The following is a 19,896-nucleotide window of genomic DNA, read 5'->3' as shown; positions in this document are numbered from 1 at the left end:
CGGAAACGAGCTAGAATCTTGCACAGACGTGAGAACCTTGCGAAGAAGGAGCAGAACCGTGCAGAAACGAGTTAGAACCTTGCGGAGACGGGAATAAACCTTGCGGAGATGGGATTAAACCTGGCGGAAACGAGCTAGAACCTTGCACAGACGGAGCAAAGCCTTGCCGTACTGAACTAGCCTTTGCTAAAAGCATGCTAGTTAATAATCTAATATTCACTTATATTTTCTCAATTACAATTCATAAAAAGGAGCCAAAAAGATGATTAAACGAATTCTTGTAGTACTCATTTTAGTTAGTACTTGTCTTTCTTTCAGTCCTGTTTACAGTGCGGAAAATGGAAGTACGCCATCAGGTATTCCATTAAATAAGTTAAAGGAGGAAATCGATGGGTTTGTCTTAAATCACATTGGTCAATCAACACCGGGTGCTTCAATTGTAGTCGTAAAAGATGGAGAAATTGTGTTTTCTAAAGGATATGGTTACGCAAATATTGAAAAAGAGATATTAGTAAATCCACAAAAAACGGTTTTTGAATATGGTTCTATTAGTAAATTGTTTGTATGGACAGCTGCAATGCAACTAGTCGAACAAGGAAAATTAGATTTAAATGAAGATATTACAACATACCTTCCTAAAGATTTTGTCTCCAAGTTAACATATGAAAAGCCTATTACAATGAATCAAATTATGAGTCATACAGCGGGTTTTGAGGATTATTACTTTGATTTAATCATGTCTACCCCAGAAAGTGTAGATTCTTTAGAAGAAGTTTTAATCAGTAGGCAACCGAAGCAGATCTATGAACCAGGTAGTACAATGGCATATTCAAATTATGCGACTGCTCTAGCGGGTTACGTCATTGAACGAATTGCAGAGCAAACTTTTTTAGATTACGAGATGGAGCATATTTTTCTACCACTATCCATGCACAGCACATCAGGCGATCCTACTTTAGCGAATTACACAGAACTTGAACACAAAGCGAAAGGTTATATACCAAAAGAAAATAAGGAGTTTACAGAAGGAAGTTGGTCATATGTTCCACTCTACCCGGCTGGTTCTGTAAATGGAACAGCTGAAGACTTAGCGAGATTTGCTGTCGCGCTAATGCCAACGAATTCTACTAGCAATCCACTTTTTTCAACTGAAGGCACTCTCGACAAAATGCTAACACAAAGCTATTCTCCACATAGTAATCTGCTCTCTAACGCACATGGCTTTTGGGAATATGATGGTAAAGTGAGAGGGGTAGGCCATGGAGGAAATACAGCTGCCTTTAGTTCAAATATGGTAATTGCACCGGATGAACATTTTGGAGTAGTTGTTTTAACAAATGCCTCAGCTGAAATGAATGTGACATCAGGAGTCATAGATTTACTTTTTGGTAAACCCGATGACATGACTCAAACACCAACAATTGAGATGCCAAGCTTTGATGAAATTGCTGGATTGTATGTTGCAGCTCGCCAATCACGTAGCACATACACGGAGTTTCTTGGTTTTCTACCACCCTTAAAAGTCGAAGCGGTATCAAAAGATAAAATAAATATAAGCCTTTATGGAATGGAAGGTACCTACACTCAAATCGATCCTTATTTATATACCCTTACATCTAGTGAGAATCCGATTGTGGGATATATTCTTTCAAAAGCTTATTTTGAGGTGGACGAATTCGGAGTAAAACGGCTCACCAATGGTCAGGTTGCTGATTATTTACCTTTAGAAGGGGATCGAAAGCTGCCATGGCTAATAATTAGTTTAGGCATAGTACTAATTAGTGTATTATATTTTATTTTCTCACCTATCATTTGGCTAATAAAATCATTAAAAAATCACAAGCAAAATATGCAGCCCTCAAAAGAAACAAAACTATTTTGGTTGATAAATTTAACTGGAAGCTTGTTAGTCATAAATAATATTGTTCTTGTTATTCGTACTATTGTTAGCTCCTCGATGCTTTATTTAGATGCGCTTCAGTTACACATTTACTTAAACTGGTTCCTTCTTTTTGTAGCAGTAATTCTTGTCATTTTAGATTTAGTTAATTGGAAATTAGTAAATTTGAAAAAAAGCCATAAATTTATACGAGTTTTCACAATATGGCTCATTGTATTATTAGTAGCCGTATTAATGAATTGGAATTTCTTTAATCTTCTATAAAAATAATTTTTGAACCAATAAGTATTGTACAGGATGGCTAGAAGATGTTATTAGGAGGAAAGATGTATAGTGGATAATAAGTTAAGTTATGCAAAAAAGCACCCCATTAAAAGTATAATACTGATTGAGATTAGTTTTTTACTAGTAGTTTTTATAGCGGGGGCGATTGCGACGATTAAACAATTAAGTTACAATTCTCCGATATTAATATCGTTCATACCAACTGCACTAGTATTAATCATTTATTTTACATGGAAAAGAAAATGGACCTATTTTGGTTTTAAACGAGTATTAATCAGAAAAAGCTGGTATTCGTATTTGCCTCTACTTCTTATTTTAATTGTATTATGCTTTCAAGGGTTTAGTTCCCAGCCTCTTGAAACAATTATATTCTTTGTTGGTTTTGCTATTCTAGTGGGTTTTGTGGAAGAAAGTATTTACAGAGGAATAATGATTAAAATATTATTGCCACTAGGTATGCTTCCAGCTATTCTAACTTCGAGCATATTATTTTCTGTTACCCACATGCTTAATTTGTTATCTGGACAAAGTTTAGGACAGACTGGACTTCAATTGATTTATTCTTTATTAATAGGAATAGTGCTTGCACAATTATTTATAAAAACAGAAAACATTTACCCTCTAATTTTGTTTCATGGCCTTCATAATCTGCTTCAATTTTTAGGAAACGGAGAATCCAGTGTCATTCTGGATACGACAGTGATTGGTATTTTAGTTATAGCTATTACTGTCTTAGCATTTTCTCTGCGGAAAAATAATACAGTAAAGAATGCTTTTATTCATGAAAGAATTTAAATGATTAAAGGCTATACATTTTGAACTAAACCCCGAATAGTGGCTGCTTTTAAAAGTAGACCAATTCGGGGGTTAATGTTTTTCATGGTGAATGTCGAGCTTCCGGATGGTTCATTGCTTCAAGAAGAGAAATAGCCTTTAGGAAAATAATCTTCACATAAGGTAAGTTAGTGCTTAGGATTTAATATGGCAAACATTTCATGGTCTTCCCATTTTTCGTTAATTTCTACACTTTTTTTTGCCAATCCCTCATTGTGAAAACCTACTTTTTCTAAAACTCGAATGGAGCCTGTATTATTTGGCATGACTCCGGCTTCTATTCTGTGTAAGTTGAGTGTCTCAAAAGCATATTGAATAACTAGACGAGTAGCTTCAGTGGTATATCCTTTGCCATTATGCGCTTGATCCAAGGAATAGCCTAAAAGGGCGCTTTGACGAGGTCCGCGGACTACTTGAAATAGTGAGATAGAACCTATTAATACGTCGCCATCTACTTTAAAAATTCCAAACTGATATGCGGAATCCTTTGTCGAATTTTGTGCCGATTTTTCAATTAATTCTTTTTGCGTTTCTATGGTCCAGTAGTTTTCTGGAAGAGCTACGGAATAGTTTTGTAAAAATGCACGATTCCTGATTTCTAAATCTAGCATTTCTTTCGCATCTGAAACTATAAATGGACGAATGTATATATTTTTAGTTTTTAACATCTCATATCTCCTTCTCTAAGAAATAAATACAGTATATCATAGTGAATTATGGAGATAAATGGTTGAGGTTCTTTCGTTAAAATTGATATTCGCATTATTTCATTTTCTTTAATTAGCATGAGAATTATACATATCTAGTTTTCCAGAAAAGAGATGATTGCGATTGTCTAGAAAATCTTTCTTAATCGGTGTGTGCGATAGCACTGATCTCAATTAGTTGCTCAGGGAAAGCCAAGTAAGTCACGCCGATACAACTGCCGGCTGGACGATGTTCTCCGATATATTCCTTAAACATTTCTATGACTGGGGAGAAATGGGCTTGAGGATTCGTTAGATAGAGCTCCACATAAGCGAGATTAGATTTTGTTACACCAAACTCCTGAAGGACGAGGTCCAGATTTTCAAGTGTCTGACGGGCCTGCGCCTCAATATCTTCCTCTCCAACGAATACGCCGTCTTGATTGTGTGAAAATTGCCCTGAAATGTAAATGGTATTGTTGACGCCATAACCTTGTGTAATCCCATGATCCCAGAGATTGTGGTTGTAAGTTTTAACACTATTCATTATTTTCTCTCCTTTATTTCAAAGTAAAGTAAGTATAAAATGAATAAAAAGAAAAAAATAGTACGCACATTTTTGATAGTTACTATCAGAAAGGATAGTGTCAAATGAGTATGGAGGAATATAAAGACAAGGGGAATATTCAAGAGACATCATTTGGGTATACTTTGTCGGTAGTAGGTGGAAAATGGAAAATGCTAATTCTCTATCTGCTAGCTGAAAATCAACCCGTTCGCTTTAATGATATGAAAAGACAAATAGGAGCCATTACCTTTAAAACATTGAGTTCACATCTTAAAGAGCTGGAAGCAGATGGGTTGGTTTTACGGAAAGAGTACCCACAAATACCTCCTAAAGTAGAGTATAGTCTAACACCTAAAGCAGATACTTTATTACCTGTTTTGGAACAACTATGTGAGTGGGGAGAAAAAAATCGCAATAATTAATAGCTCATGATATTGCGTGGATTTACTAATACTAAAAGCTACTAATAGGGGGAGCATTTTATGGAATGGATCGTGTTGCTACTTATAGTTTTTATTGGTTTTAGTCTTTTTGTGCGCAAGAACACCTCATATAAGTTTGGTTTATCTCCAAAAACATTAGAATTAAAGCAAATTAAAGGGTTAAAAAAGCTAAATGATACACTGGAGCAATCCCTTCCTAAAAGTTTTATGGAAAATGTAGAAGTGAGGGTAAGGAATAATAATAGATTAAAAGAAAATGAGTATGAGTGGCGCCTCCTAGATTTAAAACGCTATTTTATTATGGCGTCACTATTAAAAGAGTCTCCAATGTTTAGTGAGAAAGTTGATGAATTGTGGCATGAGATGCTTATGTTTACCCGTGAGTATGAAAATTTTTCGATAAATTATTTAGGTGCAAAGCTACATCATAGTCCAAATGTAAAGATAGAACCCGATCCTGATTTACGTGGTTTTTTTGACTGGGTGTATGCAGAGCTATTTTTTATAAGACGCGAGAATATACTTCTGTATAAAGGTTTTTTTAAGAACCCTGTTCATCCAACTGTAATGGATGATTTTAAAAATTTACAAGAAAATGAATTAATCGATATTTACTTTAAACGTGATTCGAAATATATGAAAACTGTACTTGCGCTTATTACTTCCATGAAAAATACAGTAAATGGTGTAAGAGATTACGAGAAAAAGATTATACATGAAAAGTTGAAACAAGGAAAAAATCATCAAAATTACAACGCAATGCTCCTTCCTTTCTTGTCTGTTTCTTATTTCCATTATGATGAATTTTCAAGTTACATGAAAATAAGCAATGGCGATAATTTATCGAATTGCACAAGCTGTGGGTCGGCCAACTCTTGTAAGTCTTGCTCTTCAGATAGTTCTTGCTCAAGCTGTGGGGGAGGAGATTAATAAAGAGAGGCTGGGATATAGCGAGTCAATCAATGAAAAGAGGTGAAATAAGAAATATGATTTCACCTCTTTACTGTTTTTATAAGGTAACTGATCTCTAATAAAAATTCACTATCATTGTTTGAAGCGGAGGCGACGTTTCCTGGTAGTACAGCGAACTGAAAACCTAAAAAGAAACATAGCAAGGAAGTCTAATCATATTGAGGGAAGGATATAGCATACTAATTAAATGTGAAGCAAGAGAGTTTTCTAAAATATATTATCGGCCATTATTATAGTAATTTACTTTTGGAAAGCGTTTTCGTTAATTTGTAAGAAAATTCTTGATTTTCTATTAATCTAGGATTATAATTCTATTTGAAAGCGGTTTCACCTTCTAATTATTGCTTTTTTTTATATTATTTAGAAACCGGTTTCCTTAATGTATCAAGTAGCTTAGTTTTTATGATGAGGACAATATGGGAGGTGCATGATACAAAAATAATAACTTTCATTATTTTTGTTGAAGAATTACAACCTGTAAGACACATTGACTAAAAAAATTAGGGGGAATCAATTTGAGAAGTTTAAAAAAAATAGGTGCTTTGGGCTTGTCGGCTGTTCTTGCACTATCATTGGCAGCTTGTTCTGAAAAGGAATCGTCTGAAGGTGCAAAAAGCGGAGGCTCACAAGACCAAGTTACATTAAACTTTTGGACTTTTGGTGCTACTAACTATGAAGACTTAGCGAAGGCATATGAAGAGGAAAATCCTAATGTGAAAGTTAAAGTAAGAGCTGCTGAAACTGCAGAGCACCATGATGCATTATTTACTGCATTATCGGCAGGAAGCGGAGCTCCAGATATTACGATGCTAGAGATTGATCAATTAGATCGTTTTAAAGCAGCACAAGACCAGTTTGAAAACCTTTATGATCTGGGTGCAAAAGATATTCAAGACCAATACTTAGATTGGAAATGGAGTACGGGAGAAAATAATGCTGGGGATTTCTTAATCGGGTTACCAACGGATATTGGTCCAAAAGCTTTATATTATCGTACAGATGTCTTTGAAGAGGCTGGTTTACCAACAGATCCTAATGAAGTAGCTAAACTTATCAGTTCTCCCAAAGCATTTGAAGAAGCTGGTATACAGGTGAAGGAGAAAACTGGAAAACCATTCATCGATAGTATTGAAATGGCATTCAGATCTTATTTAGATGCAGCACAAGAAACGTTCCTAAACCCTGAGGGTGAATTATTAATAGAGCAAGAAGGAAATACGGTTAAAGAGGCATACGACTATGCTGTAAAGCTTAATGAGCTTGGTATTGTTGGAAAATTCGAAATGTGGTCACCAGAGTGGGCAAATGCGGTAAACAAAGGTGAATTTGCAGCTGAATTAGGAGCTGGCTGGTTAAAAGGTTGGATGGAAGGGAATGCACCAGAAGCAGTAGGTAAATGGAGAGTAGCAACATTGCCAACTGAATTTGCTGCAAACTGGGGCGGTTCGTTTATCTCCATCCCAAAAGAAACTAAACATGCAGCTGAAGCTTATGAATTTGCAGAGTGGTTAATCTCTCCTGACAATCAAATAAAATCATTCCAAACAAAAGGATTATTCCCATCTGCTCCGTCTGTTTACGAAATGGATTCCTTCAAAAACAATGAAGATGAGTTCTTTGGTGGCCAATCAACAGCACCAGTATTTGCTCAAGCAGCACAAGACATCAATGGAGCGGTGTATAAAGGAGAAAAATACTTCCCGGTTTATCAGGAAGTACTGAATGCCTTAAAGGATGTTCAAGCTAAAGGGGCAGATCCAGAAAAAGAGTGGGCTGCAGCAGTTAAGCGTGCAAAGGATTTAATGAATCGCTAGTAAAGAGAATAATAGATTTGAAGGTGGATGAGGAGTTGAATGAGCTTCCATTCCACCTTTCATAGGACATGAGGTGAGTATATGAGTGCTGTAAGTAATAAGGAAAAGGTAAGAAAAAAAAGGTACATGTCCGAAGCAAAAAAAGATATGGCTTCAGGTTATTTATATATTGCACCTTTCTTTATTATTTTTGCTATTATTGGGTTATATCCAGCATTATTTAGTATTTATCTAGGTTTTCAAAAGTGGAATGGATTAAGTCCTATGACTTTTGTTGGTTTAGCAAATTTTAAAATAGTATTAACAGATCCTCTTTTTTGGAAATCAGTCTACAACACAATTGTCATGGGAATCATGGGAACCGCCCCTCAATTAGTGTTTGGAATCATTTTTGCCTATTTATTAAATCTGGCATTTTTAAAGTTTAGAAATTTCTTTCGCGTAACAATTTTTATGCCGTATATTACTTCCATGGTGGCTGTAGCTCTTATTTTTAGTGTATTGTTTAGCGATCATGAATCTTCTTTAGCCAATTATGTATTAAGTTTGGCGGGGCTGGATCCTGTGAGCTGGAGCAGCTCTGAGTGGGGAACGAAGATTGCCATTTCGATTATGGTATTTTGGCGGTGGGTAGGGTATAACACCATTATCTATCTTGCTGGTATTCAAAGCATCCCAAGCTATTTGTACGAAGCAGCAACGATCGATGGAGCAAATAAATTTCAACAGCTTATATACATTACCATACCGATGCTGAAGCCATTTATCATTTTAACGGTCTTCACTTCAACTGTAGGAGCTCTGCAGTTATTTTCTGAACCAACCATCTTTTTAGGAACTAGTGCTTTTACAAGAGACGAAGCGATGACAATTGTTATGTATTTGTACCGGGACGCTTTTAAACTCCAATCTTTTGGGACGGCATCGGCTACAGCTATCATATTATTAGTATTGATAACCGTTTTTGCTACGATCAATACATTATTAACCTCAGGCATTGGTAGGAAGAAAAGAGGTAGAAACTAGTGAATAAATCGGAAAAAGGAAGAAAACCGTCCTTTAGTAAAATCCTTTCTTATGTACTTTTGTCCATTGCATCCCTACTTTCGTTGTTTCCGTTTTACTGGATGTTTGTAATGGCAACAAGCCCTAGCTCTGCTTACAATTCCATTCCACCAACGATTACACCTGGGAGCTTATTAATAGAGAATTTTAAAAAGGTCCTGGATAAAATTGATTTCTTTCAAGCCATGTGGAACTCACTGATTGTTTGTTCAATTGTCACCGTTGTCGTTTTGTTTATCAGTTCATTAGCTGGCTTTGCCTTTGCGAAGTTTAAGTTTCGAGGTAAAAATATACTTTTTACTGCTATCCTCTTAACGATGATTATACCGCCTCAATTAGGGTTAATTCCACAATATTTCCTAATTTCTAAGGCAGGACTACTGGATACGTTACCAGGTGTGATGGTATTGTTCTTCCTTAATCCTCTGGGTATCTTCCTGATGAGACAATATATTAGTCAATCTGTCCCAGATGAGCTAATTGAAGCGGCAAAATTAGACGGATGCTCCAACTTTAAAATTTATCGTAGTATTGTACTTCCCATTATACTTCCGGCATTTGCAACTTTAGGAATTATTGTATTTTCGGCTGCATGGGGCGAATTTTTATGGCAATTTACAGTTTTAAGAGATCCGGAGATGTATACGATTCAAGTTGCTTTAGCCCAATTAAGTAATACACAAAATGCAGACTTTGGCATGATCTTATCGGGTGTCTTTTGGGCAACTATCCCACTTTTGATTGTTTTCCTATTGTTTAACCGCTTATTTATATCAAGTATTACAGAAGGCTCTGTGAAATAAAGTAACGTGTAATAGAAGGGATAAGAGATGAATTTAACTATAAAAGATATCGCACAAATGGCAGGTGTCTCCCCAGGCACTGTTTCAAAGGTCATCAATAACTATGAAGGCATTAGTGACAAAACAAAGAAACAAGTGATGGATGTCATTAACCAAAAGGGGTATGAACCTAATTTTTCGGCAAGAACTCTGGCAACAAAAAGATCAAATCTTATTGGGCTGATCTATGCTGGAAAGATTAATGTGGAAATGACACATCCTTATTTTAATGAGGTTATTTCAGCATTTAAAAAGAATATAGGTCTACTAGGCTATGATATTATCATGTTTTCCAATGAACGCTTTCAAATGGGGCAAGGCAGCTATTTAGCACGATGTCGACATTTTCAAGTGGATGGTTGTATCGTAATTGCCGGTGAGGAAGTGGAAGAGACTATCTATGATGTGGCGAAGGAAGGAATTCCATGTATCGGTATAGATATTGAGTTAAAAGGTCCGAAATCTAGCTACATCATGACAGATAATGTGGATTTATCAAGAAAAGTAGTAGAATTTTTTTATCTACATTCCGTTAGAAAGATTGGTTATATAGGTGGGAAATGGGATTCTGCGATTTCTCGTTATCGGAAACAGGGTTTCTATGAAGCTATGCATCAATTTGGTCTAGAATTACGCGAAGAGTGGATTGAGTATGGTGACTTTCATGAAGAAAGCGGATATGAGGCGATGAAAAAAATACTGCAATGTAAAGAGCATCCAGAAGCTGTCTTTGCTACATCTGACCTGATGGCTTTAGGTGCTTTAAGAGCGATAAAGGAAGAGGGGCTAAGTGTACCGCAAGATATTCAAATTGTCGGGTGTGATGACATTGTGGCTTGTCGTTATAGTGAGCCAAAACTTACGACAGTAAAGCAGGATAAAGAAAAGTTCGGGAAATTATCCGCTTATATGTTAAATGATTTGATAAATGGAGAGACACAATTAAAGCCAGTGTTGATCGACTCCGAGTTGATGATAAGGGAGTCGTGCGGAACGAACAGGGTTGATAGGAGGTAATTTTGTGAATTACTATGCTGTTTTTGATGTTGGAGGTTCTTCTATCAAATATGCCCTTATGAATGATTTAGGAGAGTTTATTGAAAAGTCATTTGCTCCCACTCCTGAAGCTAGTCTTAAGCTGTTTGTGGATACGGTGGAATCTATCGTAAAGGATTTCCGAAAAAAATACGAACTAAAGGGAATAGCTATAAGTGTACCTGGTGCTGTCAATGTAGAGACCGGATATATAGGGGGAGTCACAGCACTTCCATATATCCACGGACCGAGTATTAAGGAGCTTCTACAGGACCGGACACATATACGGGTTGAAATTGAAAATGACGCTAATTGCGCGGGGTTAGCAGAAGGATGGATCGGTGCTGCAAAGGATATTAAGGATTACCTATGTATCGTGATTGGGACCGGTATCGGAGGAGCTATAGTTCTTGATAAAAAAATTAGACATGGCAAGAACCGTTTTGCTGGAGAATTTGGTTATATGATCATGGAGGACTATTTAGAGGAACCAATAGGGAAAACGTGGAGTACTTTAGCTGCAACTGGTGGATTGATAAACCAAGTGGCAATACGCGAAGGAATGGAACCGAATGCCCTTACAGGTGAAAAAGTGTATGAATTGGCTGAAGACGGTAACAAAGAGATACAAAATGAAATAGAAAAATTTGTGAAACGATTAGCAGTAGGAATTTATAATTTACAGTATGTAATTGACCCAGAAAAAATCTTGATAGGTGGAGCCATCAGCACGCGAGAGGGTTTCATTGAACAAATCAATGAAACCTTAAATCAAATGAAACATGATAAGGATAGTTTAACTATTCAAGTAGAAAGATGTCAGTTTGGAAATGATTCTAATTTAATCGGAGCTTTGTATCATTTCATACAGAGACAGTCGATGCATGGAGAATAGCTAGGAGGGTGAAATCGATGATACATCAAACGCTTAAACCGTTTCCGAAGAATTTCTTATGGGGAGCAGCATCTGCAGCCTATCAAGTGGAGGGTGCTTGGAATGAGGATGGAAAAGGTGTTTCAAACTGGGATATGTTTGTTCGTATACCTGGTAAGACATTTAAAGGAACAAACGGTGATGTGGCAGTAGATCACTACCATCGTTATAAGGAAGATGTTCGCTTGATGGCAGAAATGGGAATGAAAACCTATCGATTTTCTGTTGCTTGGACACGTATTTTTCCAAAAGGCAGAGGAGAAGTTAATCAAAAGGGCTTGGAGTTTTATAATCAATTAATTAATGAATTAAAGGTTAATAACATAGAGCCGATTTTGACATTGTATCATTGGGATTTGCCACAGGCCCTTCAGGATGAGTACGGAGGCTGGGAGTCTAGGAGGATTATTGAGGACTTTACGAATTACAGTATAGAATTATTTAAACACTTTGGTGACCGAGTGAAATATTGGGTTAGCTTAAATGAGCAGAATATATTTACAAGCCACGGATACCAAATGGGGACACATCCTCCAGGTATGAATGATGAAAAACTATTTTATCAAGTCAATCACCATGCAAACTTAGCAAATGCTAGTGTGATCAAAGAATTTCATAAATATGTTCCCGAGGGGAAAATCGGTCCAAGCTTTGCCTACTCACCAGCTTATGCCGCGTCTTCTAGCCCAAAGGATATTATAGCTGCTGAAAATGCCGAGGAGCTAAATAGTCATTGGTGGATGGATACATATATATGGGGTAGGTATCCAGAGGTAGCATGGAATTACTTAGAGAAAAAAGGGCTCTCTCCCACTATTGAAGAAGGGGATCTTGAGTTATTAAAAGAAGGTAAGCCAGACTTTATTGGTTTAAATTACTATCAAACAACAACTTTTGAAGAAAACCCTTTAGTAGGCGGTGTTGGATCATCGGAAATGAATACCACTGGTGAAAAAGGAACGTCGAAAGATACTGGCATACCGGGATTATATAAAACAATTGCCAATCCAAACTTAGAACGCACTAACTGGGATTGGAATATTGATCCGGAAGGGCTGAGAATTGCCCTACGTAGAATGACTAATCGTTATGGTCTTCCTATTCTGATAAGTGAAAATGGGTTAGGAGAATACGATAAGGTAGAAGCGGAAGAAGTGATTCAAGATGATTATCGGATTGAATATTTGCGTTCTCATATTATTGCCATTCAGGAGGCAGTTTCCGATGGCTCCGATGTTCTAGGTTATTGCATTTGGTCCTTCACAGATTTGTTAAGTTGGCTAAACGGCTTCCAAAAACGTTACGGGTTAGTTTATGTAAATCAGCATGAAGAGGGAGAACATGATTTAAAGCGCATTAAGAAGAATAGCTATTATTGGTACAAGAAAGTCATCGAATCGAATGGAACCAACTTGTAGTATGAAGAGTTCTTAAGATTAAGCAAAGTCCGTTTATTTTGAAACACCCCGTAAATGTTAGACTTGAAACTAACATTTTCGGGGTGTTTTATATGGCGTACAGCAGAAGCATATAGTTTACTTGAAACAAAAAACTGGCTTAAGTTCCATCACACAGAACTTAAGCCAGCCAATTAGCTGTATAGAGAATCTCTTTATAGTCAATGAATCTACTACATAGAGATTAGTTATAAACTAAAATTTAACCTTCTAGTGTTAACACGCCATCTTCCATACGGTACACTTTGTCACAAAACTCTAGCATACGCTCATCATGCGTTACCATTACAGCAGCCTTATTACGTTCTTTGACCTCTTTGCGAATTTGTTTTACTACTTCAAATGCGCGGTTAGAGTCTAAGCTCGCTGTCGGTTCATCTGCCAGGATGATGTTTGAGTTGTTAACAAACGAGCGGGCAATTGCTACACGTTGGCGTTCCCCACCAGATAATTCGTTTGGAAACTTGGATAATTTTGAACCTAATCCTAGGTCGTTTAGCAACTCTTTAGCAAATGCTTTTTCTGCTGGAGTTACCTTTCCTTTCATTTTACAAACAAGTAGCAACTGATCGAGCACGTTTAAATACGGAATTAAGTTCGATGTTTGTAAGACGAAACCTATATCCGTTAGGCGGAATGCTGAAAGATCTTTTTCTTTCATGTTACCAACGTTTGTACCACCTACTAATACTTCCCCTTTAGTAGGCTGAAGTAGAGCACCGGCAATAGATAATAATGTACTTTTCCCTGAACCAGAAGGGCCGATAATGGCGATGAAGTCACCAGGTGCAACTGTTAACGAAACATTTTTTAAAGCGTCAACAGTTGAATCGCCTTCTTTAAATGATTTTGTTACATTGTTTAATACTAAACCTGTCATTTATTCCACTCTCCCAATCGCTGTTAATGGATCGATTTTCGTTACTTGACGTGCGGAAATAACGGAACCTAAAACAGAAACAATTAAAAGAACTACTCCATAGATCAATACCATATTAAAATCTAAGTTGAATGGCATGTCTTCTGGGAAGACTAATGCTGTCAAATAAGTCAATCCGATACCCGCGATAATGCTAACTAACGATAAAACAAATACTTGTGTGATGATTGAATTTTTAATAAATCGGTTTGAAGCACCAATTGCTTTCATAACACCGAACTGCTGCGTTTTTTGTAAAATGAATACATAGAAGAATACGGCAATAATAACTGCAGAGATGGCAAATAAGAAGGCAAGCATCATGTAAATAGTGGCACTTTCTTCTTTATAACCAGGCATTCCCATTACCGCTTCTGATTTCGTGAACGTTTCAATTAAGTCATAGTCTTTAGCGATCTGGTCAGCTTCGATTGAAGTTCCTTGTAAAACAATCATCGTTACAGGATCTTCTAGACCATTATTTGAACCAGGTGCTGCAAAGGCATAAGATTGCCAAGTTGCAACATCAACAAAGACTGTAGGTAAATGGTTAAATGTTTCGCCAGTTGTAAATCCTACTATGTTTAATTTGATGTCTGAACTAGTTACTACAATCGTATCGCCAATTTCATATCCTTTTTTCTGTAGAGATTCATCAATTAGTACACCGAATGGATCATTTGGATCTAATTGCTTACCTTCTACAACTTTTGGTTCGATAAATTTGCCAGGATCAACCCCGATAAAGGCAACATCATGTTTTTCTTTAGTGTTGGAAGTAGCTTCATTTTGAATAATAATTGTAGATTGTCCAAATTTTGCAGCTTCCTTAACACCGTATTTACCCTCAATGTCTTCTGCGATTGCTCCAGACACCTTCGTTTTCATCATCGTTCCCTCAGAGCCCTCTTCATATATGAAAAGATCTCCATCGATATTTTTCATCGTTGCAGCAGCTAAAGTGGATAATCCATTACCTAAGCCCGATAAAATAAAAACAAGCCATGCAATTAGCATAATGATTGTGCCAATCATTGCAAAACGTGTTTTGGAATGTTTCATTTCTTTTAGTGCTAAAAACATTCTATGTTCCTCCTCTTATATATGTTATTTGACGATAGATTTCTCTATGGTTCTGACTACTTGAAGAACAGATCATAAGAAAACACATTAACTCAATCCAATAAAACTATATTAAAATAACAAAAGTTTGCAAAAAAAATAAATATAGCTTTTTTGAGGTTGAATAATATGTCCCTCCTATACGCCTCAATTTACAGTATAAATCACTAATATGAACTTTAGCTAAACTTTTTAAAAATTTTTTCGGTTGTTTTTTGTATAAAAGATATATTTTAATAGTATTAATTCGTTATATTAATATTATTTTGATGTGAAAGTGTAATTTACTTATATCCTGGAGACCAGACTAGCGGTTTGTTGTTCACTAAGTATTGCACCCCATTAATCTTTTTACTATTTTAAATCTTTTTACATTTTTTGCGGTGAAAATAATTCCCAATATATTCTATTGACCATTTAAATTAATCTTGTTATTATTCTCCTAATGTTTTTAAAAGAATAGATATACCTTGTATAATTTCAAGAATACGGCTTGAAAGTTTCTACTAGCTACCAGTAAATAGCTTGTCTACAAGGAATGGGAAATTAATGATATTTTTTATTCCATTTTTTTGTAGAAAAGCTTTGACCTAATAGTGGTCAAAGCTTTTTTTTATCAAATGGATAATAAAATGAATTGGTTGGAAAACTAACTTCTGAGTCATTCCCTTTCAATCTTTAATTATAGGAAATAGGAGATTACAACATGAGAAACTTTTTTAAATTCACAGAACGGAACACTTCCTATAAGCAGGAATCACTCGCAGGGATAACGACCTTCCTATCTATCGCTTACATATTAGTCGTAAATCCAATTATTCTAAGCCAATCTGGCATGGATAGTGGAGCTGTATTCACAGCAACTGCTCTTACTGCAATCATCGGAACACTACTTATTGGTTTACTTGCCAACTATCCAATCGCAATTGCACCGAGTATGGGATTGAATTCATTTTTCACTTTTTCTGTCTGTATTGGAATGGGAATTGAATGGCAAGTTGCTTTGACTGGTGTCTTTGTTGCAGGTATCATTTTTATGCTATTAAGTTTAATGAAAATCCGAGAGAAGATCATCAATATCATTCCACTGGATTTAAAATATGCAATAGCTTCTGGAATTGGTTTCTTTATCACATTTATTGGGCTGAAAAATGGAGGAATTATTACTGGCAATCCAGATACATTTGTTTCCATCGGAGATTTAACTTCACCGATGACCGTACTAGCAATTATTGGCCTAATCCTTACGATCGTTATGTTAGTTCGTGGAATTAAGGGCGGTATTTTCTACGGAATGGTCATTACAACAATTATTGGGATGATTTTTGGGTTAATTAAAGTTCCGTCATCGATCGTTGGAAGTATACCGAGCATTGAGCCAACATTTGGTGTTGTATTTTATCATTTAGATGAGATTTTTACACCAGAGATACTGACTGTTATTTTCACGTTTTTAATCGTTGCCTTTTTTGATACAGCTGGTGCACTTATTGCACTTACTAGTCAAGCAGGAATGATGAAGGGTAATACGATTCCAAATATCGGAAAAGGTTTGATTGCTGATTCTGCTGCTGGTGCAATTGGTGCTATTTTAGGTACATCAACGCCTGCTACGAGTGTGGAATCTTCCGCTGGTATAGCTGTTGGGGGAAGAACGGGCTTTACGTCTGTCGTGATTGCAGCTTGTTTTGTAATTGCCTTATTCTTTTCTCCACTGGTGGCCGTTATTACAGTCGAGGTAACAGCAGCTGCATTAATCATTGTAGGTGCATTAATGGCCATGGAAATCAGTAAAATTAACTGGACTAAGTTAGAAATTGTCATTCCCTCGTTTTTAACAATAATTATGATGCCTCTTTCTTCAAGTGTGGCAATCGGAATTGGATTAGGTTTTGTTCTTTATCCAATTTGTTTAGTAGCACAGAAGCGTTATAAAGAAGTTCATCCAATTATGTATGTACTTTGCTTGTTATTCATTTTATACTTTGCTTTTATCGTATAGAAAGAGAATTAGAGGACTGTGAGATACAGTATTAGGGTAATTAAATTAATGAGAGTAAACTATAAGAGACATAGATTAGTTCAGCTAATTTATGTCTTTTTTATCTCATAAAATACTTAGGAAAGTTACACTTAAACCTTGTATTTAGTAAGATAGATGTTATTGTATTATAAATACTAAAACTAATGCCTCGATAAATATTTACGATTTAAAGACTAAGGAGAATCACATGAGCTGGAGCAAATTGAAGAAAAACTTGGAGAGTTATCTCTGCCCTGCATTATATGGAAGGGTTGAATACAGTGCTAGTAGCTACCGTTATTTACCTGACAAATCAGGAACTTGTTTTATTACGGTAGATAAAAAGAATGTGCTGAATATGAGTGATAAAACAATTTTAATTAAATGGTATCTAACTGAGCAGGAAATTAAGAATGATGCCAATATCCAAATTCCTATCAGCAGTGAGGAAATAGAAGCGGTAAGAAAAGAAAGCAATGGTATGATTCCGGATGATCGTCTACAAGTAATTGCAAGGAGTAGAAAATTATCAGAATATGCTAAGGAGCTTTTGTCAGCTCAGTCATCATTAAGCAAATCAAATTTTGTAGTTGTAGCTAATCAGTTTTTATCCACTTCTATAGAGGAAAGCATAGAGAGTAATGATATATTATTGAATGTTCTAGCTTTGGTAGACAGACGACTTGGCAAAAAACGAATTTTAAACATGTCCGAGAAGATGAAGTTAAAACACCCAATTGTGCAGTATTTTTATGAGCTACGGCTCCGTACGTTATGATAATAAATTATGTGATAGCTTGCCACAAGCAATGGAATAAAACAAACCTAAGAAAAATATACTTACATGAAAGAGTTTCTTACCTTATTGAGTAAGAAGCTCTTTCATGTTGTATGTCGTACTATTCTTCAAACACCGAAAACCCACTACGAACCTAGTAAAAAATTGTTTCACTTATGGGCACCTGCACATTTCAGACAAACTATCTGCTGAAATACAGTAAATCTTAAAATTTACTATTATCAATAAGCTAACAATAATGTTAGTCTATACTAGTTCTGAAATTTTAGAATGAACAATATGAAACTATTATAGGAGAGTCCTAAAATGAAAAAGAAAATGAAATATTTAATTATACTTTTAACGGCCATCTTAATGGTTGCTTGTACCGACGTAGAAGACGCAGCCATTTCAGATGTAGAAACAATTCCTCAAGACATACCCACAGAATCAAATTTAAATACTGAAAAAGAAGAAGCTAACCCTACAATTGTGGCTGAACCGGTAATTGAAGAAATATCAACACAACCAAATGAGGATCTATTCTCAGGGTACAAACTTATCGAAGTTGATGGGGGTGATTTGTCCGGATATCGTGAATCTAACGTGGTCGTTGACATTGGTTACGGGGAACGTGAATATTGGGCATTTACGAATGAACACGGGCAGCTAGTACGTGTCATTGCGGAAGAGATCAATCTACAAGATGACAGTACCGAGCCGGTATTATCGTCTGGGAGATACTACTCTGATGAGGCTAAGGTGCCAGGTGTCGAAAGTGACTTTTTAGATGAAGGACATATCATTGCGGATTCTCTCGGAGGGTATAGGACACTTTTTGAACAAAACTTAAAAATCTTACTATATATTATCTAAAAACCTTTCACATCAATGATTGTGTGGGGTTATTTTTTTGTTCAAAAACAGTTGACGGTGAACAAAACTATACATATACTATATTACTATTAGGTTAACGAAAATTTAAAATAAGTATTATAGGAGTCTTAAAATGAAAAAGAAAATGAATTATTTAATCGTACCTTTAATGACCATCTTTATGGTTGGTTGTACAAACATAGAAGATGTTTCGAATACTGAGGAAAAAACAGATTCACAAGAAGTAACAACGGTTAATACAACTGTTGATGAACCAGTAGTAGAAGATACATCAACTCAATCAAAAGATGAACTGTTCAAAGGCTACAAATTAATCGAAGTGGATGCTTGTGATTTATCTGGAGATCGTGAAGCAAATGTTGTGGTAGACATTGGTTTTGGTGATCGAGAATATTGGGCATTTACAAATGAACATGGTCAACTGATTAAAGTGGTTGCTGACGAAATCATTTTACAAGATGACCGTACTGAACCTGTCACATCATCAGGAAGATACTGCAAAGATGAAGCAAAAGTTCCCGGTGTAGAAAGTAAATACCTTGATGAAGGGCATGTTATAGCTGACTCGCTTGGGGCGTATAGGACACTTTTTGAACAAAACTTAAAAATCTTACTATATATTATCTAAAAACCTTTCACATCAATGATTGTGTGGGGTTATTTTTTTGTTCAAAAACAGTTGACGGTGAACAAAACTATACATATACTATATTACTATTAGGTTAACGAAAATTTAAAATAAGTATTATAGGAGTCTTAAAATGAAAAAGAAAATGAATTATTTAATCGTACCTTTAATGACCATCTTTATGGTTGGTTGTACAAACATAGAAGATGTTTCGAATACTGAGGAAAAAACAGATTCACAAGAAGTAACAACGGTTAATACAACTGTTGATGAACCAGTAGTAGAAGATACATCAACTCAATCAAAAGATGAACTGTTCAAAGGCTACAAATTAATCGAAGTGGATGCTTGTGATTTATCTGGAGATCGTGAAGCAAATGTTGTGGTAGACATTGGTTTTGGTGATCGAGAATATTGGGCATTTACAAATGAACATGGTCAACTGATTAAAGTGGTTGCTGACGAAATCATTTTACAAGATGACCGTACTGAACCTGTCACATCATCAGGAAGATACTGCAAAGATGAAGCAAAAGTTCCCGGTGTAGAAAGTAAATACCTTGATGAAGGGCATGTTATAGCTGACTCGCTTGGGGCGTATAGGACACTTTTTGAACAAAACTTAAAAATCTTACTATATATTATCTAAAAACCTTTCACATCAATGATTGTGTGGGGTTATTTTTTTGTTCAA

General features: G+C 35.9%; 16 protein-coding genes, 3 pseudogenes and 1 riboswitch. Of the genes and pseudogenes, 15 read left to right on the top strand and 4 right to left on the bottom strand.

Annotated elements, in window-relative coordinates; translation table 11 throughout:
• Positions 1–262 precede the first annotated feature (262 nt).
• Positions 263–2,164, top strand: coding sequence for a serine hydrolase domain-containing protein (locus tag MKY09_RS11900; protein WP_342566745.1), 1,902 nt, complete (start codon positions 263–265; stop codon positions 2,162–2,164).
• 69 nt (positions 2,165–2,233) lie between these two features.
• Positions 2,234–2,980: a type II CAAX endopeptidase family protein gene (locus MKY09_RS11895; protein WP_251556764.1), complete on the top strand. Its 747-nt coding sequence runs from the start codon at positions 2,234–2,236 to the stop codon at positions 2,978–2,980.
• Positions 2,981–3,147: 167 nt separating this feature from the next.
• Here the strand turns inward: MKY09_RS11895 and MKY09_RS11890 are convergent, their stop codons facing one another.
• Entirely contained in the window at positions 3,148–3,687 is a 540-nt protein-coding gene (locus MKY09_RS11890) for a GNAT family protein (protein WP_342566744.1), read from the bottom strand.
• A gap of 181 nt (positions 3,688–3,868) precedes the next feature.
• A complete protein-coding gene (locus MKY09_RS11885; RefSeq protein WP_169361078.1) occupies positions 3,869–4,252 on the bottom strand; it encodes a RidA family protein in 384 nt (127 codons plus the stop codon).
• 104 nt (positions 4,253–4,356) lie between these two features.
• On the opposite strand from MKY09_RS11885, the gene MKY09_RS11880 reads away from it, so the two are divergent.
• From MKY09_RS11880 to MKY09_RS11845, 8 genes are all read left to right on the top strand, one after another.
• The gene (locus MKY09_RS11880) at positions 4,357–4,695 is read left to right on the top strand and encodes a helix-turn-helix domain-containing protein (protein ID WP_169361077.1); all 339 of its coding nucleotides are present in this window, start codon (positions 4,357–4,359) and stop codon (positions 4,693–4,695) included.
• A gap of 60 nt (positions 4,696–4,755) precedes the next feature.
• The gene (locus MKY09_RS11875) at positions 4,756–5,646 is read left to right on the top strand and encodes a hypothetical protein (RefSeq protein ID WP_169361076.1); all 891 of its coding nucleotides are present in this window, start codon (positions 4,756–4,758) and stop codon (positions 5,644–5,646) included.
• A 557-nt stretch (positions 5,647–6,203) separates the two neighbouring features.
• Positions 6,204–7,502, top strand: a complete 1,299-nt coding sequence (locus MKY09_RS11870) for an extracellular solute-binding protein (RefSeq protein ID WP_340883849.1) — start codon at positions 6,204–6,206, stop codon at positions 7,500–7,502.
• A gap of 81 nt (positions 7,503–7,583) precedes the next feature.
• Positions 7,584–8,528, top strand: coding sequence for a sugar ABC transporter permease (locus MKY09_RS11865; RefSeq protein ID WP_251556770.1), 945 nt, complete (start codon positions 7,584–7,586; stop codon positions 8,526–8,528).
• Positions 8,528–9,370, top strand: coding sequence for a carbohydrate ABC transporter permease (locus MKY09_RS11860; protein WP_251556771.1), 843 nt, complete (start codon positions 8,528–8,530; stop codon positions 9,368–9,370). Before MKY09_RS11865 ends, MKY09_RS11860 begins: the two co-directional genes overlap by 1 nt.
• Before the next feature lie 27 nt (positions 9,371–9,397).
• On the top strand, positions 9,398–10,426 hold the full coding sequence (locus MKY09_RS11855) for a LacI family DNA-binding transcriptional regulator (protein ID WP_342566743.1): 1,029 nt from the start codon (positions 9,398–9,400) through the stop codon (positions 10,424–10,426).
• A gap of 4 nt (positions 10,427–10,430) precedes the next feature.
• On the top strand, positions 10,431–11,339 hold the full coding sequence (locus tag MKY09_RS11850; RefSeq protein WP_342560571.1) for an ROK family protein: 909 nt from the start codon (positions 10,431–10,433) through the stop codon (positions 11,337–11,339).
• A 17-nt stretch (positions 11,340–11,356) separates the two neighbouring features.
• Positions 11,357–12,796, top strand: coding sequence for a glycoside hydrolase family 1 protein (locus tag MKY09_RS11845; protein ID WP_251556776.1), 1,440 nt, complete (start codon positions 11,357–11,359; stop codon positions 12,794–12,796).
• A 241-nt stretch (positions 12,797–13,037) separates the two neighbouring features.
• Here MKY09_RS11845 and MKY09_RS11840 read toward each other — a convergent pair whose 3' ends face one another.
• Together MKY09_RS11840 and MKY09_RS11835 are read right to left on the bottom strand one after the other, a co-directional pair.
• Positions 13,038–13,715, bottom strand: coding sequence for an ABC transporter ATP-binding protein (locus tag MKY09_RS11840; RefSeq protein ID WP_342566742.1), 678 nt, complete (start codon positions 13,713–13,715; stop codon positions 13,038–13,040).
• Positions 13,716–14,837 (bottom strand): ABC transporter permease, encoded by a 1,122-nt coding sequence (locus MKY09_RS11835; RefSeq protein WP_342560572.1) that lies wholly within the window; start codon positions 14,835–14,837, stop codon positions 13,716–13,718.
• Between the two features lie 489 nt (positions 14,838–15,326).
• A riboswitch (purine riboswitch) is annotated at positions 15,327–15,428 on the top strand.
• A gap of 154 nt (positions 15,429–15,582) precedes the next feature.
• Between MKY09_RS11835 and MKY09_RS11830 the strand changes: the two genes are divergently transcribed.
• From MKY09_RS11830 to MKY09_RS11810, 5 genes and pseudogenes are all read left to right on the top strand, one after another.
• A complete protein-coding gene (locus MKY09_RS11830) occupies positions 15,583–16,878 on the top strand; it encodes an NCS2 family permease (protein ID WP_342566741.1) in 1,296 nt (431 codons plus the stop codon).
• 229 nt (positions 16,879–17,107) lie between these two features.
• Positions 17,108–17,677, top strand: coding sequence for a hypothetical protein (locus MKY09_RS11825; RefSeq protein WP_342566740.1), 570 nt, complete (start codon positions 17,108–17,110; stop codon positions 17,675–17,677).
• 327 nt (positions 17,678–18,004) lie between these two features.
• Positions 18,005–18,502, top strand: a pseudogene (locus tag MKY09_RS11820) (hypothetical protein); the annotation flags it as partial.
• A gap of 184 nt (positions 18,503–18,686) precedes the next feature.
• A pseudogene (locus MKY09_RS11815) lies at positions 18,687–19,148 on the top strand (hypothetical protein); the annotation flags it as partial.
• A 187-nt stretch (positions 19,149–19,335) separates the two neighbouring features.
• A pseudogene (locus MKY09_RS11810) lies at positions 19,336–19,797 on the top strand (hypothetical protein); the annotation flags it as partial.
• Between the last annotated feature and the right edge of the window lie 99 nt (positions 19,798–19,896).

It is taken from the genome of Psychrobacillus sp. FSL K6-4046, from assembly GCF_038624605.1.
Classification (GTDB): Bacteria; Bacillota; Bacilli; order Bacillales_A; family Planococcaceae; genus Psychrobacillus.
The sequence above is the reverse complement of the archived record's forward strand: the minus strand, read 5'-3'. Positions and strand labels throughout refer to the sequence as shown.

Excerpts from the sequence above, each read along its gene's own strand:
- MKY09_RS11865 (WP_251556770.1), top strand. The coding sequence starts at position 7,584 with ATGAGTGCTGTAAGTAATAAGGAAAAGGTAAGAAAAAAAAGGTACATG.
- MKY09_RS11885 (WP_169361078.1), bottom strand. The coding sequence starts at position 4,252 with ATGAATAGTGTTAAAACTTACAACCACAATCTCTGGGATCATGGGATT.
- MKY09_RS11855 (WP_342566743.1), top strand. The coding sequence starts at position 9,398 with ATGAATTTAACTATAAAAGATATCGCACAAATGGCAGGTGTCTCCCCA.
- MKY09_RS11825 (WP_342566740.1), top strand. The coding sequence starts at position 17,108 with ATGAGCTGGAGCAAATTGAAGAAAAACTTGGAGAGTTATCTCTGCCCT.
- MKY09_RS11875 (WP_169361076.1), top strand. The coding sequence starts at position 4,756 with ATGGAATGGATCGTGTTGCTACTTATAGTTTTTATTGGTTTTAGTCTT.
- MKY09_RS11880 (WP_169361077.1), top strand. The coding sequence starts at position 4,357 with ATGAGTATGGAGGAATATAAAGACAAGGGGAATATTCAAGAGACATCA.
- MKY09_RS11845 (WP_251556776.1), top strand. The coding sequence starts at position 11,357 with ATGATACATCAAACGCTTAAACCGTTTCCGAAGAATTTCTTATGGGGA.
- MKY09_RS11890 (WP_342566744.1), bottom strand. The coding sequence starts at position 3,687 with ATGTTAAAAACTAAAAATATATACATTCGTCCATTTATAGTTTCAGAT.
- MKY09_RS11840 (WP_342566742.1), bottom strand. The coding sequence starts at position 13,715 with ATGACAGGTTTAGTATTAAACAATGTAACAAAATCATTTAAAGAAGGC.
- MKY09_RS11900 (WP_342566745.1), top strand. The coding sequence starts at position 263 with ATGATTAAACGAATTCTTGTAGTACTCATTTTAGTTAGTACTTGTCTT.
- MKY09_RS11835 (WP_342560572.1), bottom strand. The coding sequence starts at position 14,837 with ATGTTTTTAGCACTAAAAGAAATGAAACATTCCAAAACACGTTTTGCA.
- MKY09_RS11830 (WP_342566741.1), top strand. The coding sequence starts at position 15,583 with ATGAGAAACTTTTTTAAATTCACAGAACGGAACACTTCCTATAAGCAG.